The following is a 17003-nucleotide window of genomic DNA, read 5'->3' on the forward strand; positions in this document are numbered from 1 at the left end:
CACTTGGCAAAATTTTGTCAAGCCCTGGAATGTGGATAAACAGTGGACAATTCTGGTGTTCAAACCTGCTCCTCTGTAATGAATACCGCGGCGGCAATGCAGGTTGTCCAAAGCCCGTATTTATTACACTGGGCTGATTGGCAAATATTGGTTGTTTTGATAATCTTTCCGCTTGCCTTATATTCCTGTTCCCTCTCATTCCAGGCCTTTTCCGTGTCAAACTCTATACCGAGCGTGGTGGCCAACATAGTGGCAGCCAAATCCTCGGCATACTCGCCGGCTTTTTCATCTGTCTCGCCAAAAGCATGGTGTTCAGAAAGATAACCGTAAGTATCTTTGTCTGTGGGCAGAGCCAAGCCGATGGCGGCTGATATCAATCTGTTTGGTTCGTTGGTTTCCACCCTGGCCATGACGCAAAAAGTTATCTGGCCTGCCTTTAAATTTGCGACCCCCTTTGCTCGGGGAATTATTTTGCATCCCGGAGGAAAAATGCTGGACACGTAAACCAAATTTTGATTTTCAATGCCGGCGCTCCGAAGCGCCGCCTCAAAGGATGCCAATTTGTCTTTGTGCACGCCCACACCCTTCACGAAAAAAATATTTTTTGGGATCATAAAAATTAGATATCTTCTTTAAAAATTATTATGCAACTGCCAATTTTTTCATCAACTCTGGCTATTACACTTTGTAACTCCGGGATTTTTAACAATTCCAGCACCTTTTTTCGTAATATTCCTTCGCCGATTCCATATATAATCCGGACCATCTCTTTATCCAAATGATAATTTTCCAAAACAAAACCCCTGACATCTTCCTCATTAAAAAGAGACATTTTTTCATGCAAATCCAGCTCGGGCATTTTGGCTCCAAGCTCGGCGGCAAATGATTTTGCTTCAATACTGTCAGACATAAGTGCTGGAGGAGGGACTCGAACCCTCACGCCTTACGGCATTAGTTCCTAAAACTAACGTGGATACCAAGTTTCACCACTCCAGCTTAATTACGGCTATTTTCTTGTTGTCTCAAAAATTCTTTTGCCCGGCTATACTTTCTTTCCAAACTAGCCGGAAAACGTGAATAGTATAACAAATCTACTAATTTTGTCGAGTCCCTCTTGGCATAAGCAAGCACATGTATACCACCACCAACAGTAAAATATCCTTTTATACCATCTTTTTCAGTCATACTTTTTACCCAAACCAAAAAAGGTTTACTGGCCGAAACTAAACGAATTCTAAATTGTGGAAGCTTGCTTTCAGGATGCCTAAAAGAATCAATGGTGCCGTCGCCGTCTATACACCCTCTTAAAAAATCATAGAAATACTTATCTGGAATATTCAACTCTCCTAAAGTTTTAGATTTCTTTGGCATCAACCCAATACTCAATAAAAATTTATAAAATAAAACATCCCCAAATTGTATGACATAATAATTTCTATCTTTCCTGCCATAACCGCATTTGCTTTTGATACCAATTTTATTACTCAGCCCCAAATATTTTTTATACAACTCTATAAAATCTAAATCCTTAGACGTAAAACTAATATGTCTGCCATCTGTAGACAAATTTCCGTCAGTCACAATCAAACCTATAACATAGGCAAACTCCGGTGACCATTCAATTTTTACTTTTGCGAGTGGTTTCATGTCAGAATCATACCACAGCAAAAATGAAGAATGGATAAAAATAAAATAAACTGCTTTTGGCAGTTTATTTTATAATAATTGTTGTTTTATCTTCCTCTTCCACCATGTCCGCCGCCTCTACCACCTCGTCCGCCACCGCCAAATCCGCCTCGTCCACCGCCACTGCTTCTTTCAAATGCCGGCCTTTCCACATAACCCTCCGGCTTTTCAAGCAAGGCTTTCATACTCAAGTTGGTGCGGCCTAAATTATCAATTTCCTTCACTTTAACTTTCACGCGATCGCCTAATTTTAGCACGTCGCTTGGCTTGTTCACTCGGTCATAACTGATTTCACTGACATGAACCAAACCGTCCTGACCGGGCAAGATGTTCACAAAAGCGCCAAAGTCCTCCAAACGGACCACGGTGCCTTCATAAATTTCTCCGGCAGTCACTTCATGGGTCAATTCTTTAATCCAATTGACGGCTTTTTCCATGCCAGTGGCATCCGAAGACGTCACAAACACACGGCCATCATCTTCTATATCTATAGACACACCGGTTTCGGCAATAATCTTGTTGATTATCTTGCCGCCCGGGCCGATCACATCACGGATCTTATCCGGATTAATATTAATGGTAATAATTCTCGGTGCATACTGTGACATTTCCTTTCTCGGTTCGGCAATCACGCCTTTCATAAAGTCCAAAATCTTGATTCTGGCTGATTTTGCCTCCGCAAAAGTTTTCTTCACAATATCCCAGCTTAAACCATCGGTCTTGGTATCCATCTGAATGGCAGTGACGCCATCACGAGTGCCGGCAATCTTAAAGTCCATACCGCCCGGCCCATCTTCAACATCCTGCAAATCAGTTATCAGTTTCCAACTGCCTTTTTTATCGCTGGCCAAACCCATGGCAATCCCGGCCACCGGCTTCTTCAAAGGCACACCGGCATCCATTAGAGCCAAGGTTGAACCGCAGGTTGAAGCCATTGAACTGGATCCGTTTGAACCAAGCACTTCAGAAACAACCCTGATTGCATAAGGAAAATCGGCTTCAGCGGGAAGCATTGGTTCAACCGCCCGTTCGGCCAAAGCGCCATGACCAATGGCACGATTACCCGGTCCGCGCAAAGGTCCGGCTTCACCGTAAGTGGCCGGCGTATCATTATAATGATGCATGTACCGTTTCTTGCCTTCTTCTTCCATAGTGTCTAATGTCTGCACATCGCCGGGAGCGCCCAAAGTGACTACAGACAAAACCTGGGTATCGCCTCGCATAAACAGACCGGTGCCATGAGTGCGCGGCAAAAGTCCGATTTCCGCTTTCAATTCTCTAACCTCATCAAGTTTTCTGCCGTCCAGCCGCTCTCCTTTTTCCAAAATACGGCTAGTAATCTCTTTTTCAACATAGATTTTTACCCGGCCGAGTACAATCTTTTTTATGGTTTCATCAACTTCTTTTTCATCAAGCATTTCGCCAATGGCCTTGCTGAATTTTTCAATCATCAACACCCTTTCGGCTCTGCCCTTTTTAGGTGCCTCAAAAATCCAATCATCAACATGGCTGGCTACAAATTTTTCCGCTTCTTTTTCAACTTTGCGCAATTCCAATTCTTTTTCATCGGCAATCTGGGAAAGATCCAGTTTGGCCTTGCCAACTTCTTTTTGAATTTTATTTATCAGATCCAAAATCGGTTTGAGTTCCTTGGCCCCAAATTGCATAGCGCCAATAACTTCATCTTCCGGGGTTTCTTTACAGCCCGCTTCCACCATAATCACTTTATCCGGCGTACCGGCTACCACTAAATCAACACTGCCGGTTTCCCTCTCCGCAAAGGTGGGGTTAATTTTCCATTTGTCCTCAATCTTACCAATTCTAACGCCGGCAATCGGACCCTGCCACGGGATTTCAGAAATTGACAGGACGATTGCGGCCGCAATCATGGCCGGTATCTGCGTATCATTCTCGCCGTCATAGGACAAAGCAGTTAAAATCACCTGCACGTCATTGCGCATGGTTTCATCAAACAGTGGTCTGATAGCACGATCAACCAAACGACCGGAAAGTACCGCCTCTTCGCTCGGTCTGCCTTCGCGCTTGATAAACCTACTGCCCTTAATTTTTCCGGCCGCATATAATTTTTCCTCAAAATTCACCATCAGCGGGAAAAAATCTATGCCGTCGCGGGTGGTCTTACTCATCACGGCGGTAGCCAAAAGCACGGTGTCGCCATAGCGAACCGTACAAGACGCATTGGCCTGAAGAGCCAATTTACCAACTTCAATAGAAAGGGTGCGTCCGCCCCATTCTATGGACCAGTTTTTTACTTCCATATTTTTCCTTTCTGAAGTTGATGTGGGAGCTTAAGACCTCTTATTTAAAGGTCTATGTGTCCCCGCACCAGCTTCTTTATGATTATATCTTTTATCTGTAATTAAAAACTTTCCTTTGTCTTCACTCAAATTAATAAAATCATCAGCTGCTTCAATTAATTTTCCGGAGGTTGTTCCGCCAAAAGCCATCACTTCAACCTGTTTTCCCTGGTTTCGCAAAAATTCAATCAAGGGTATATAGTCGCCATCGCCGGAAACCAGCACAATCGCGTCTAAACTCGGCGACAAACGAATGGCGTCAACTGTAATGCCGACATCCCAATCAGCTTTTTTTTCTCCGCCATAAAAAATCTGCAAAGGTCTTTCTTTCGTCTCAATACCCAGGTTATACAAGGCATCAAAAAACGGCTGTTCTTCCTTGCTTTCAGTGCTGACAACATAAGCAATGGCTCTAACCAGCTTTCGGCCGGCAATTGCCTCTTTGACTATGTTACCGAAGTTAACCTTGGCGCCAAATAAATTTTTGGCACTGTAGTACATGTTCTGTACATCTATAAACACCCCTACTCTTTGTTCGGGGTGCTTCAGAGGATTATTTTTTTTATTCAATTGCGGGTTCATGGCCTGGACTCATTATATCTACTTCTTCTCCAAGATCTTCTTCAACCGTACTGGGAGTGCCATCCGGTTTAAGGATAACTCTTGGAGCTTTTATCTTTAACTTTTTAACTAGTGTTTCGTAACTTTCCGGATTCTCTTTTTTCAAATAACGCATCAAATGCCTACGGCTGCTGACCTTTCGCAGTAACCCCCGACGAGAAGAGTGATCCTTCGGGTGTTTCTTTAAATGATCCACCAGTTCCTCTATTTCAGACGCCAAAATGGCAATTTGAACCTCGTTAGAACCGGTATCTCCGGCATGGGTCTGGTATTTCTTAATTATCTGCTGCTTTTTCTTTTTATCCAGCATACATATATATGTTACCGAGCTGACAAGAGTATGTTTCTTGGCAGTCCGTCCCTGATCAATTCCGCCAATTGGCGAAGGTCAGGACTAATTAATGGCTGTAGGATAACCTACTAAGACAAAAATGTCAAGCATTACTTTACCGCCAGCCGACTGATTACAAAGTTAGAAATTGCATACGCGGCCAATATAATTATCAGACCAATAATGCCGGCCTCCAGGGCGTTTTTTGCTTTCTTGGCATATTCTTCATTACCGCGCGCAGTCATCCACCTGAAACCGGTGTAAAACATAATTCCTAAAAAAACGATCGCCAGCAGGGCTAAAAACAGGTTTATTCCTTGACCCACAAATGTGTAAACATCTGATTGCTGGTATCCGGCCTTAGACGCGGTCTGACCCAGACCATATTGGGCCAAGGCCGGCACCGCAAACATAAACAGAAGTGGTATAATAAATATAACCATTTTTTTAGCTATCTTTTTAGGCATATTTAACAAATACTTGGTTTAAGTCGCGGTTATTATAGCACATCTTGATTTTTTCGTAAAAATAAGGTATAATATGTCTGCTTTAAATATCGGCCCCGTAGTTCAATGGATAAAACACCGGCCTTCTAAGTCGGATATCTAGGTTCGATTCCTAGCGGGGTCACTGGATAATTATTTATCCTAAACATGGTGTCCATGGTATAACGGTTATTACGTCGGTTTGTGGTACCGACAATCTGGGTTCAACTCCCAGTGGACACCCCAAATATGGCCTATTCAAAAAAACTGCTGATTGTCTCATGCTCTACCGGTTCAGGACACGGCCGGGCCGCGGAAGCCCTGCGGCTAAGCTGCCAAAAGTTATACCCCGATGTCCAAGCCCTGCATATTGACTTTGCCGACTATTCCAGCTGGATAGCCCGGGTTTCAATTATAAATTCTTATAATTTTTTTATTTCGCGCGCGCCCGGACTTTTCGGTTATATTTATAAATTATCAGATAATTTTGCCATCCAACCATTTTTTAAAGTTGCCAAATTTTTTCTCCGCCAGGGCGTGAGAAAATTTTTAAAAAAACTGAAAGAATACCAGCCCGATCACATTATTTCAACCCATTTTCTGCCCCAGCTGGTTTTACCGATTGAATATCCAACTCCCATTGATGTGGTAATAACTGATTATCACGCTCACCGTATCTGGCTCTCACCAAACACCAGAAAATTTTTTGTAGCTTCAGACCAGGTTAAAACCGAATTGGAAAAATTGGGAATAAAAAGTATTGTTTCCGGCTTGCCGGTGCACCCAAAATTTTTTAGGGAAAGAGACACTCAAAAACTAAAAGAGGAATTCGGTATAAATAACGGTCTGCCCACTATTTTGATGATGCCCGCTTATCGGGGCGAACTTAAGGCCAAAGAGATTGTTAATACAATCTTTTCTTATGACAAAAATGTAAATGTAGTAGCCATTTCCGGCCATAATAATGAGCGGGTCTTTGAAGAACTGGCCAACATAAAAAAGAGTGGACAAAAAAATCTGATTGTAATAAAAAGAGCGGAAAACATAGACGACTGGATGCGAGTGGCGGATATTATTGTCAGTAAAGCCGGCGGACTGACTGTAACTGAAGCTATGTTTTTACAAAAACCAATAATAATAATAAATCCAATCCCGGGCCAGGAGGTATTCAATATGGAATATCTGATTAAGAGCGGTTATGGATTCGGAGCCGAGTCGTGCGATGATCTGGCTAAAAAAATTGAAAAAATACTAGCCAATCCGGGCATAATCAAAAAACCGGCGCCTAGCCGGTCCAATGAAATAATTTTGACAGAGGTTCTAAAAAAAGAGGAATGATGATGTTGCGCCGGTTATTGCATTAAATACAAACCAGGTAATTGAATAGGACACCAAAATTATAGCCAAGCCAATCACGCTGGCCATTAAAATCTTCTTGGCTTTAGCAATATTATCTTCATTGCCGCCGGCAGTCATCCATAAAAAACCGGCATAAACCGTAAGGACAATAAAAATTGTACCGAGCAACCCCAAGGCCACATAAATTATTTGAGCAACTATCAAACGCGGATCAACCGGCGCGCCCAAATTTCCGCCTTGCATTCCGGCTGCGGCTTGGAGTTGTCTATTGGCTTCGGAACCTGGCCCGGAGCCGCCTTCATAAAAAATTTGAGCGAGAACTTTGTGCATAAACAATAATTATGGGCAAGGATTGGCGCAGTTATTCCAAACACTGCCGCCATCTTTTATACATTGATTTTCCGCATTCACCCTTTGCGGATCTCCGGAATTAGGCAAATTAATGGCGCCGTAACTGGGATCGCATTGATGAGTGGTGGAAAAACAACAGCCCCTGGCCCCGTTTATTCCCTCAACAGTAGTTTCATCGTAACCGCCAACCACATTGCCTGTCGGCGAAGTGGCGCTATATAAATAATTAGTCACAAAATAGGTAATGCTGTACGCGGCCAGAACTATCACTAAGCCAATCACACTGGTAGTTAAAATCTTTTTAGCTTTGGTAATCGGCTCTTCATCACCAGCCGCGGTCATCCACAAAAAGCCGGCATAAACCGTCAGGGCTAAAAAAATCATCCCTACCAGTCCTAAAACTATACTAATAATCATACCAACGGTTTGGGATAGAGTTGTGTCTGTCACACCCGCGGTTTGATAACCGCTCTTCTGGGCAATCTGGCTGGTGAGATCATTAATATTTGGGGCGGCCAAAACCGGCCCTGCCATTAAGGCAGAGGCAAAAATTATTGCTAATAAAATTTTTAAATAAATCTTCATGTTACGAATATTTAATTTGCCAAGCCGCTTGGATTTGAATTTGATACACTGCCACCCAATTTGGTAGTTACAAAATAGGTGATCGCGTAGGCCGACAAAACGATTACCAAACCGATAATACAGGTTTTTAAAGTTGTCTTGGCTGTCTCAATGCGCTTCTCTTCCCCGGCCGCGGTCATCCACATAACACCGGCGTAAATTGTTAAGCCCAAAAATACTGTACCAACAAGCGACAGAGCCACTTTGATAACATTAGCCACAGAGGTGGTGAGGTCAGATTGTAAACCGGTTCCACCGGCGGCTTTCTGCAGATTTCCGGTAGCTGCCCCAAGCTGGGCATTGGCAATTAAAGGTATACCGGCGAGCAAACAAATTGATATGGCGATAAGAAAAAGTTTTTTCATACTAAAAAAATATTAATGACAATCTGCTGAACAATTACCACCTGTATAGTAAGCTTTCCCCCCAAGGTCAGTACAGGTCTGCTGATCAATCGCCGCACAATAATATCCACTCTGGCCATTCATACAACACTCTCCGGATTCAGGTGCAACCGGCTTATTGCATGGTAAAATACTCCACGACCCGCCGGTACACTGTTCTTCTGTCATCATACCAATCAAACCACCACTGGCATTACAACAATAGCCATTACCCGCCGGGGCTTGCCCGCCGGTGGGACATGGTCCCAAGACAAAAACACCACTACCGCCGCAGTCGGCCTGTGAGGCCACATTAACACCGTTTACTCCGGGAAAGGTACAGCACCCGGCAGTATCATTTCCCGCCGGAGGGTTGCTTCCTGCGCCTCCTGCGCCCCCCGTAGTTCCGGCCACATTCTTAAACAAGAAGGTGGTAATCGCATACGCTCCCAGAACAATCATAAGTCCAATCCCAGCCGCTTCCATTATGCTTTTGGCCGTGTCCACTTTCTTTTCATTTCCCAAAGCCGTCATCCATAAAATGCCGGCGTAGAGAATCAACAGGAAAAAAATCACGCCCAAAAGCGACAGGCCCACTCCCACTACATTTCCAACAATAGAAGGGATATCAGTTCCCAATTTTGAAGTTTTTAAGTCCGACGGCGCGGCCGCCCCCAAACCATAATCATCAGCCAAAACTACCACCGGTATGGTTAGAATGCTTACAAGAGCCAAGACGATAAGAAATTTTTTCAACATATAGATTATTCAATTGTCATCGCAAACGAACATGTTCACTTGAAATGACAGCAGAACAACTTCCGTCGCAGGGGGTTGCGCGCGCGAACCCCCTGCGAAGAAGAAGGTTATCCGTTAAACTGTGCACCTCCGGAAGTCGCTGAAACCAAACTGTTGATTACGTAAGTGGCCAAAGCGTAGGCCGCCAATATAATCGCTAAGCCAATTATACCGGAGAAAATCCATTTTTTTGCATCGCTGGTTTTCTCTTCATTACCGCCGGCAGTCATCCAAATGAAACCGCCAATTAAGATAATAACCACAGCCACGATACCAAGCAGTCCCATCGCGGTTCTAATGATTGACGCGACAGTAACACGGATATCCTGGTGACCTAAACCGGTTGCCGCTCCATATTGGATACCCAAATCTTGAGCTCCAATCGGAGTTTGAGCAGACACCAACACCGGTACTAATAGCGCTAGCATTCCAAAAATAACTAACCATTTTTTCATAATCTCACCCCCTTTCCATTGATTGTATTTGTCATATGAAAATGCGTCTAAAAACGGCTATATTATACCACATTTTACTGCGGAGCTGAAGTCAAATATTGAGTGAAGGTGCTTAAGATGAAATAACTGGTGAAAACTAACATCAGCCCGATAACTGCCCAGAGCATTGTTTTTGAACCATTTTTTACTCTTTCTTCGTTCCCTGCCGATGTCAGCCACTGAAAACCGCCCCAAACAAACATGAGCAGAGTGAGACCGCCAACCAGGCCCAAAGCGGCTTTAATTATAATTTGAATTACTTGCGGCACGCTTGTGCTTCCACTTATATTAGAAAGAGGATTTTGTAAATTACAAACCGTAATCGGGGTTCCGGCTGCGGTTTTTGATTGAGTACAGCCGGCTGTTTGCGGAGTTGCTGCCGCGGGAGCGGCCAAAGCGATCACGGGAACACTTAAAAAAATAAAAAAGGATGTAACCCCTATAACTATTCTAAAAAAAATTCTCATAAAATCACGGGTGTTAATCATTTAATCGCTTTAATCACAAAATTCACCAAGGTATAACTTAATAACATTACCAAAACCCCCAAACTTGTCCAAACAATAATTTTTTTGGCCGAGTCAATTTTTTTCTCCTCACCGGCCGCGGTCATCCATAATATTCCAGCCCAGATAAACAAAACCAGGGCGATTGAACCGATAAAAGCCATCATTAAACTGATAACTCGTCTAATTAAATCAGTGGGGGCTGTAAATTTTGCCGGATTCAATTGACTGGCTGCAGCACTCCTCAATTGATCGGCTGTTTTACCGCCTGTATTAATACCAGACGAAGCGGCGGGTTGTGCGGTTTTGTCACACGGACCACTTATTGGTTGTTCGCCGCATTTTGTACAGGCGTCCACTATGGACGCCGGATCTACTTTATTGCCGTCAAACTCCTGACAGGTCTTACAACAATGAAAAATATCCGCTTTAGCCGGAATTAAAAAAAACAAACTAGCCGCTAGCGCTAATAAATAAATTCTAAAATTAGATTTCATATAAAATTCACTTTACTCCCAAACTCGTGCTCAAAAACTGCACCAGTATATAGGCGCTAAACACAATAACCAAGCCAACTCCGGCGGCCATTATTATGCTCATGCCCTTTTTTACTTTTTCGGCATTCCCTTGCGATAAAATCAAAGTAAAGCCGCCATAAATAAAAAACAGTAAAGCCAGCGCGCCGACAATTCCAAAAACATAATTGCCAACAGTGATAAGCAGGGTGACAAAGACACTTACATCCGCGCAGTCCCCGCTGGGCGTAGTTTGGTTGCCGCATTTTTGGATCAAATCCGAAACCGGATTGGCGGCTAAGGCAGACCCGGCCCCAAAAAACAACAAACTGGCCATGATTGCCACAAAAAATATTTTTTTTAAATTTCGCTCACTCATATCGCTTATTGCGCAAAGGTTTGATTCATCTGCGAAGCCGCTCTGTTTAAAATTTCCTGCTGCCAACCCAGCGGGTCTTTGCTGCTTGGAATTGGTGCAAGCCATTGGTGGGTCATATCGCCCAAGCTCTTTACCGCACCATCATAATTACGTCCTTTATACCAGCTATTTGCCACCAGCGCCTGCGAAGCAAACGGGAATAAAACCGGATTATCCAATTGTCCGGAAATATATGTGCGCAAAGCAGAAGGCCGCGCGGTTGTGTCCAAATAATCTTTAACCGCCTTTGAGTGGGTCAAATAATTCACTAAGTCCCAGGCCTCGTTTTGATGTTTTGATTTTCCGGTAACGGTTTGGAGCCAATAACTAGCCGCGTTCACCGGCTGATCCGGGTTAAGCTGAAGCATTGGCAGAACATCAAAATTAAGCTGGGGCGCACGGGCTTTGATGGTAGCGTAGTTAAAATTATAGCCAAAATAAAAAGCGAGAGATCCGTTTATGAAACTATCCAAAGCACTGCCCTTATCCTCGTTCCAAGAATAAACATCACGGGTGGGATTGGCAAAATCAGTATAAAAATTCATAACGGACATAGCCGGTGACGATCCTTCGTTGACAGACGAGGCATTAAAAACCGCATAACCGTTTTGATCAACAAAACTCACGTTGCTCTGTTTGAACAAAATATATAACAAATCATCAAACCCGGGAATATTGGCAGCCGTGCCCAGCGCGGCTCCGGATTGTAAAACCGTGTCGGTCTTTTTATCAATCTTAGTTATCTTTAAGACCGCTTTGCGGAAATCATCCCAAGTTTTTGGCGGCTCGGCCACTCCGGCTTTGTCCAGTAAATCTTTATTGTAATACAAAGCCATGGTGTCAAAAGAAAGCGGCAATCCGTAAATTTTTCCACCAATCACAACATCGCTTTTAACCGCCTGCACATATTCTCTGTCTATTTGCGTGATATTCGGCAAAACAACATTAGCAGTATTTATGGTAGTATCTGTACCGCCAATCGCATTTTTTGTTACAGTGACGGTTGTGTCTTGCACCGAAGCAGGCATCGCCGCCAATTTTGTTTGGTAGACATGCATGTATTTATTTTGAACCGAAATAATATCCGGGCCCTTGTCTTCAGCCAGGGTTTCAACCAATCTTTGATAAATTTCATCCGGACGAAGCTGTCTTAAATTTATGGTCAAATACGGGCGTTCGGCTTTGAATTTATCTATATTCGCCTGCAGGGCATCAACATCATCATAAACTGTCCAGTATTCCAGGGTAACCGGCTGGGTTGCCTGTTGTTGAGCTGTAGACAAACCCTTGCAACCAAAACCCCCCAACAGTAAAACCGGGATTATAACTAAAAAAGGAAGAATTTTTTTAATCATAGCTCACCTATTATACCACACTTTTCAAATACCTTCTAAATTCTCCGCTTAATTTTTTATCTCTTAAAGCAAAATCAACATTGGCTCTTAAATAGCCAATTTTTGACCCGGTGTCATAATAAGTTCCTTCAATTAACCGGGCATAAATAGACCGCTTCTTGAGCAATTTAAAAATAGCATCCACCAACCACAGCTCACCACTCTTGCCAAGTTTTGTATGCTCCAGCGCTCCAAATATATCTGGAGTTAAGATAAATCCGCCCAAGCTGGCCAACTGCGAAGGCGCTTGCTCCGGACCGGGTTTTTCCACGATATTTTTTACCTGATAAGTGCTTTTTTCCACTTCCAAAGCATCAAGAATTCCATACTTTGACGTATCGGATTTGCTAACTTTATATGCCGTCAAAACCGGATCGCCGTATTTTTCAAAGGTCTCAACCAACTGTTTAAGCTGGGGTTTTTTGGGCGCATAGAAAAATTCATCTCCCCACATCACGGCAAACGGTTCGTCCCCAACCACGGCCTTGGCGCACAACACCGGCGTGCCGTTTCCATACGGGCCTTTTTGCCTGATAAAAATAAAATTGGCCATGTCCGCAATTTTTTTAACCTCTTCCGCCACTTCGTCTTTGCCCTGCTTTTTGAGCAGATTCACCAACTCATAATTGGGACTAAAATGGTCTTCAACCGCCCGCTTGCTCGGACCGGTTACCAGAATAATATCCGTAATCCCCGACCGCACCGCATCCTCAACTACATATTGAATGATCGGCTTATCCACCACCGGTAGCATTTCCTTGGGCTGGGCCTTGGTGGCCGGTAAAAATCTGGTACCCAGACCGGCGACCGGAATAACCAATTTTCTTATTTTTGACATAAATTAAAATTATTTAATATGTGAGTATTTTACTTCACTTCCTGCCAACTAATCAAGTTATATTGCGAGCCGACCGGAAACCCGGGCGGCGGACCGTAAGTGAGATTGGCATCATAAGTGGAGTTTGTATTTCTGTATCCGGAAGTTATTGAGCCCCCGCCGGAAACCCAGCTCCAAGTCCAAATTTTCATGGATATAACCGAACCGTAAATCAGTAAATTTGTTTTCATGTCCCCCGGATAATAATAACGCTTGGCCGCGCCGTTTTGAGCCAAAACAGCTGCGTCTATTTCCAAATCGTCCGGTGAATTGTGAGGGATTAAAATATTTTGATCGGCAATCAGACCCAAAACATCCGTACCGTCTTTGGCGGCATAAATTATATCCCCATTTAAAATAATATTTTTACCGACCGAGGTGCCGACAACAACCCGGCCTTTTACAGCCCCGTCCACCCAAACATTATCATCAACAAAGATATAACCATTGCTGGGCATATCATAAGTTGCGTATGACTCTTGAGTACTGATATCTATGCATGGCCAAAAATAATTATTGTCACCGACATCTTTGGCTTTATAACAATCCGTTGTTAAGACCTTTGACACAATTACCTGTCCTTGGCTGGAAGAAGTGAATTGCAATCTCCAACCTTGCTGTCCGGAAGGGGTAAAGTTTAATCCGCCCAGATCCGGGTCTGAATTTGTTTCAATTTTGGCCAGATCGGCAGTGACCTCTGTAAAATCCTTGGCCGTAGCCGGAAAATCCCAATATGATTCGGGTCCGCCATCGCCCCAAATACCCGGTTTAACTTGACCTGCACCGCAACCATGATACTGCTTGCAGGTGTAAGTGGCCATGGCGCTGGTTATTGGAGCATCACCGAGGCCGTCAAAACGGATTCCTCCATTGGCATGAAATTTTCCATGAGTCACTTCATCGTCTCCAATCCAAACATCAGTGCCGGTTAAAAAGGCGAAATCAGTCAGGGCCGGAAAACCAAGCTTCACTTTTATTTTTCTTTTTGTATTCGGCTGAATATCAAGCCAGCCGGTGGAAGTGACAGTGACGATGGTTGATCCGGTTGGCGGCGGACCAATCTCCAAAGAAAAATGTCCGATTACATTTCCATCTTTGTCGGAATACGCGTGCACATACGGCCCGGGAGTACTTGTGCCGTTTCCGTCATAAAAATCTGTCTGACTATGAGCCAGGTGCCAGCGGTAATAATTAATGCCCGCGTCGGCAATTTGAAAAGCTACTTCCCGATTGTGTTTGCTTAGCGAAGCTCGGTTTTCAGAAATTGCATATCCGGCCAGACCAACCACAATGATTGAAAAAGCAATGGTGCCAAAGACCATGACAAAAAGTAAAATGTTTCCTTTTTTATTTAACATATTTTAATTATTTTTCAAATTCCTAAGCATCGCTTTTGATTCAATATAAAAAGGAGCCGGTGTTAAATTGGGATTCTGATCTAATTTTAAAATTATTCTGACAACTCTGATCTTAGTGACGTCAATTGGGCTGGCTAAGGGCGCTCCGGAGCCGTTATAATTACCGTCATAATAATAAAAAACCGAAGTGGCATTGGCAAGTTCGTTGGCTACGTTGATTACGATTTCATTGACCGGATTATAAGTTAAGGGGTTGCCGGTTGGTTTGATGATACCCATCTTTAAGGTTGAAGTGACAGTAAAATAACGAAGACGTTCCACCAAACTATCGCTATCCGTATTTGAATAAAAAATAATTCCGGTGCTCGAAGCCGCCTGAACCGGATAAGCGCCAATACTGGATTGCGAGGCGGTTCTGATTTGATTGACAAAATCCTGGGTGGCTTTCCGACCTTCATTTTGGGTAGAGAGCTGTTCCCAAACAACGGAATTGTATCTGGAACCAGTCAGATATACGGCCACCACCGCGCCAACCAGTAGAACAAAAATACCCAAGGCCACAAGCACCTCAATCAACTGCAGGCCACGATTATCTGTTTGTATTTTTTTTAAAACAAACATATTTAAGAACTGGGTGACATATTAACCAAGGTTGATCCATTTCCGCTTATATCAATGGTGCCGTTATTGGTTGTGTAACCGCTCCGAGAAACATCCAAAGTATAGGTATCAACCGACAAACCGCTGAAAAAAACCTGACCGGGCGGTGTACAACTGGTGGAAAATGTAAAAGCTACTTCCGACAGGGTGGGTGTATAAGATGTGCTGGATGTATTTAAAAATACTTTATATCTAAAATAACGGTTATTATCGTTTCCGCTCCAAATCAAAGTATTAGTAGCTGTATAAAACGTACCGGCCGTGCCATCCGGCCCTTTATAACTCCAACTGCTGGGAGTACTGGTGTTGCTGGAAGCAAACTGGAAAGTAACAGGATTGGCGCCGCACTGTGTCTGCGCAGAATACTTAAAAATTATATTATTAAAGTTTACTTGCGTGCCCAAATCAAAAGTAGAGGACTCCAGCCAGCCGTTATTGGCATAATAAAGTCCGGATTTCTTTAATTTTAAATCACCCGGATAAGAGCTGTAATTTACGGTTCCGCTGTCAGCAAAATATTTTTTTGGATTGGTAAAATTTATTTGCCCGCTGCCGCTTGACCAATCCGTTTGCCTGGTATAACCATAACCGGTTAAGACAGTGACATCATAACTAGTGCCCGTAAGTTCTACTGTCGCGTCTGACAAAGGCAACCCGGTGCCGGCATCAACCACATTGACCAAGAGAGAATTTGCAGTATGCGCCTGAAGAATAACTTTGGCATCCTGGGTCAGACCGGGATTAATAGCTAACGGCAACATCGGCATGGCTCCGGCTACATCATAACTGATTGTGCCGGTAGTGGATAGAAAATAAGTATCCCATTCAATGTTGGGAAAACTATAATTTCCGGAAGCGTCGGTTGTAAAATTTTTATTAAATTTATAAATATCCGGATCGATGGCAATTTTCTTGGCGCCTGACATGTTTAACCGAACACTGCCCAGAGCCGCGCAAGCCGTATTAATGGTATGCAGGGTTAAATTACTTAATCTGTCTATGGAAAAACTAATGTCGGTCACGTCCTGACTGACCACATTGGCCGGCGGTTTTATGGGTGTGGGCGCGCTGGGGCCGGAGACCACTGTATAATCAGTTGAATAGCCCGGCTTACTGACATTTATATAATAACTTCGCGTACCGGTGGTTGTGTCTATGATGCGCAAATAGCCATCATTTCCGGTTGTATCATTTACTATAATCAAGGGTGTGCGCGCAGTATTGGTCACAGACACATCCGCGCCCGCTACCGGCAAACCATCGGCATCAAAGACCTGGATAAAAAGCGCGCCGTTAACGCTGGCGCCTTCCAACTGTTTGGGGGCCACAATTGTACTTAAAATAACGGACGCTTGTTGTAAACAATTTTGACAAATAGCCGACATTTCCACCAACTTAAAATCCGCCGGAGACAAATCGTGGGGTGTGCCGCTCGCAGTGCCATCAAACGGATCATCTATGTTTCTGATGGTTGTAATCAGAGTAAATATCTCTCCATTGCGAACAGTGGTGGTGGTATGAGGCAAAACTCCGGCCGGCACGCCGCTTATAATACCGACGCTATCATAAGGAAGATTGCGCACGACTTCCAATTGCTCGGCCAAAATACCTGTTTCCAAAATGCGCGTGCGCGATTGATACACGATTTTAAAAATCAAAGTGATGCCCCCATAGATGCCGACCGCGAATAATACAAAAATAGCCGTCGCCACGATGACTTCTATAAGCGTAAAACCTTTTCTGTTAAGAAGGATTTTCATGGGGATATTATATCACAAATCACCGGTGAGTTCATCACTTGATTTTAAGTAATTGTTGTGATAAT

At 43.6% G+C, this 17003-nt stretch carries 20 protein-coding genes, 3 tRNA genes and 1 pseudogene; 3 read left to right on the forward strand and 21 right to left on the reverse strand.

The window, feature by feature from the left end; all coding sequences use genetic code 11:
* Positions 1 to 59: 59 nt before the first annotated feature.
* From WC526_00200 to WC526_00235, 8 genes and pseudogenes are all read right to left on the reverse strand, one after another.
* Positions 60 to 614, reverse strand: a complete 555-nt coding sequence (locus WC526_00200) for an arginine decarboxylase, pyruvoyl-dependent (protein ID MFA5061564.1) — start codon at positions 612 to 614, stop codon at positions 60 to 62.
* A 5-nt stretch (positions 615 to 619) separates the two neighbouring features.
* Entirely contained in the window at positions 620 to 910 is a 291-nt protein-coding gene (locus WC526_00205; protein ID MFA5061565.1) for a Smr/MutS family protein, read from the reverse strand.
* A gap of 3 nt (positions 911 to 913) precedes the next feature.
* Positions 914 to 996: transfer RNA gene (locus tag WC526_00210), tRNA-Leu, on the reverse strand.
* The gene (locus tag WC526_00215) at positions 997 to 1647 is read right to left on the reverse strand and encodes an LAGLIDADG family homing endonuclease (protein MFA5061566.1); all 651 of its coding nucleotides are present in this window, start codon (positions 1645 to 1647) and stop codon (positions 997 to 999) included.
* An 86-nt stretch (positions 1648 to 1733) separates the two neighbouring features.
* Entirely contained in the window at positions 1734 to 3965 is a 2232-nt protein-coding gene (pnp, locus tag WC526_00220; GenBank protein ID MFA5061567.1) for a polyribonucleotide nucleotidyltransferase, read from the reverse strand.
* Between the two features lie 30 nt (positions 3966 to 3995).
* Positions 3996 to 4586, reverse strand: coding sequence for an NYN domain-containing protein (locus tag WC526_00225; protein MFA5061568.1), 591 nt, complete (start codon positions 4584 to 4586; stop codon positions 3996 to 3998).
* A gap of 88 nt (positions 4587 to 4674) precedes the next feature.
* Positions 4675 to 4935, reverse strand: a pseudogene (gene rpsO, locus WC526_00230) (30S ribosomal protein S15).
* A gap of 131 nt (positions 4936 to 5066) precedes the next feature.
* Positions 5067 to 5423, reverse strand: coding sequence for a hypothetical protein (locus WC526_00235; protein ID MFA5061569.1), 357 nt, complete (start codon positions 5421 to 5423; stop codon positions 5067 to 5069).
* A 91-nt stretch (positions 5424 to 5514) separates the two neighbouring features.
* Here WC526_00235 and WC526_00240 point away from each other — a divergent pair.
* From WC526_00240 to WC526_00250, 3 genes are all read left to right on the forward strand, one after another.
* A tRNA-Arg gene (locus WC526_00240) sits at positions 5515 to 5586 on the forward strand.
* Positions 5587 to 5612: 26 nt separating this feature from the next.
* A tRNA-His gene (locus WC526_00245) sits at positions 5613 to 5687 on the forward strand.
* 3 nt (positions 5688 to 5690) lie between these two features.
* The gene (locus WC526_00250) at positions 5691 to 6779 is read left to right on the forward strand and encodes a glycosyltransferase (protein MFA5061570.1); all 1089 of its coding nucleotides are present in this window, start codon (positions 5691 to 5693) and stop codon (positions 6777 to 6779) included.
* On the opposite strand, the gene WC526_00255 is transcribed toward WC526_00250, so the two are convergent.
* The 13 genes from WC526_00255 to WC526_00315 form a co-directional block, all read right to left on the reverse strand.
* Positions 6762 to 7130, reverse strand: a complete 369-nt coding sequence (locus WC526_00255; protein ID MFA5061571.1) for a hypothetical protein — start codon at positions 7128 to 7130, stop codon at positions 6762 to 6764. The two genes, WC526_00250 and WC526_00255, sit on opposite strands and share 18 nt — an antisense overlap.
* A 9-nt stretch (positions 7131 to 7139) precedes the next feature.
* Positions 7140 to 7736, reverse strand: coding sequence for a pilin (locus WC526_00260; GenBank protein MFA5061572.1), 597 nt, complete (start codon positions 7734 to 7736; stop codon positions 7140 to 7142).
* Between the two features lie 11 nt (positions 7737 to 7747).
* The gene (locus tag WC526_00265; GenBank protein MFA5061573.1) at positions 7748 to 8140 is read right to left on the reverse strand and encodes a hypothetical protein; all 393 of its coding nucleotides are present in this window, start codon (positions 8138 to 8140) and stop codon (positions 7748 to 7750) included.
* 12 nt (positions 8141 to 8152) lie between these two features.
* Positions 8153 to 8917 carry a pilin gene (locus WC526_00270; GenBank protein MFA5061574.1) on the reverse strand — a complete coding sequence of 255 codons (765 nt, stop codon included), beginning with the start codon at positions 8915 to 8917 and terminating at the stop codon, positions 8153 to 8155.
* A gap of 107 nt (positions 8918 to 9024) precedes the next feature.
* On the reverse strand, positions 9025 to 9411 hold the full coding sequence (locus WC526_00275) for a hypothetical protein (protein ID MFA5061575.1): 387 nt from the start codon (positions 9409 to 9411) through the stop codon (positions 9025 to 9027).
* 74 nt (positions 9412 to 9485) lie between these two features.
* On the reverse strand, positions 9486 to 9917 hold the full coding sequence (locus tag WC526_00280) for a hypothetical protein (GenBank protein MFA5061576.1): 432 nt from the start codon (positions 9915 to 9917) through the stop codon (positions 9486 to 9488).
* Positions 9918 to 9934: 17 nt separating this feature from the next.
* Positions 9935 to 10453 (reverse strand): pilin, encoded by a 519-nt coding sequence (locus WC526_00285; GenBank protein MFA5061577.1) that lies wholly within the window; start codon positions 10451 to 10453, stop codon positions 9935 to 9937.
* Between the two features lie 7 nt (positions 10454 to 10460).
* On the reverse strand, positions 10461 to 10850 hold the full coding sequence (locus WC526_00290; GenBank protein ID MFA5061578.1) for a pilin: 390 nt from the start codon (positions 10848 to 10850) through the stop codon (positions 10461 to 10463).
* A 5-nt stretch (positions 10851 to 10855) separates the two neighbouring features.
* Positions 10856 to 12244: an extracellular solute-binding protein gene (locus tag WC526_00295; GenBank protein MFA5061579.1), complete on the reverse strand. Its 1389-nt coding sequence runs from the start codon at positions 12242 to 12244 to the stop codon at positions 10856 to 10858.
* Positions 12245 to 12254: 10 nt separating this feature from the next.
* Positions 12255 to 13121: a UTP--glucose-1-phosphate uridylyltransferase gene (locus WC526_00300; GenBank protein MFA5061580.1), complete on the reverse strand. Its 867-nt coding sequence runs from the start codon at positions 13119 to 13121 to the stop codon at positions 12255 to 12257.
* 29 nt (positions 13122 to 13150) lie between these two features.
* Positions 13151 to 14518: a pilus assembly PilX N-terminal domain-containing protein gene (locus tag WC526_00305; GenBank protein ID MFA5061581.1), complete on the reverse strand. Its 1368-nt coding sequence runs from the start codon at positions 14516 to 14518 to the stop codon at positions 13151 to 13153.
* Between the two features lie 3 nt (positions 14519 to 14521).
* Entirely contained in the window at positions 14522 to 15139 is a 618-nt protein-coding gene (locus WC526_00310; GenBank protein ID MFA5061582.1) for a hypothetical protein, read from the reverse strand.
* A gap of 2 nt (positions 15140 to 15141) precedes the next feature.
* Positions 15142 to 16938, reverse strand: a complete 1797-nt coding sequence (locus WC526_00315; protein ID MFA5061583.1) for a prepilin-type N-terminal cleavage/methylation domain-containing protein — start codon at positions 16936 to 16938, stop codon at positions 15142 to 15144.
* Positions 16939 to 17003: the final 65 nt, after the last annotated feature.

It is taken from the genome of Patescibacteria group bacterium, assembly GCA_041649475.1.
Lineage (GTDB): Bacteria > Patescibacteriota > Patescibacteriia > Magasanikbacterales > GWA2-37-8 > JBAZNA01.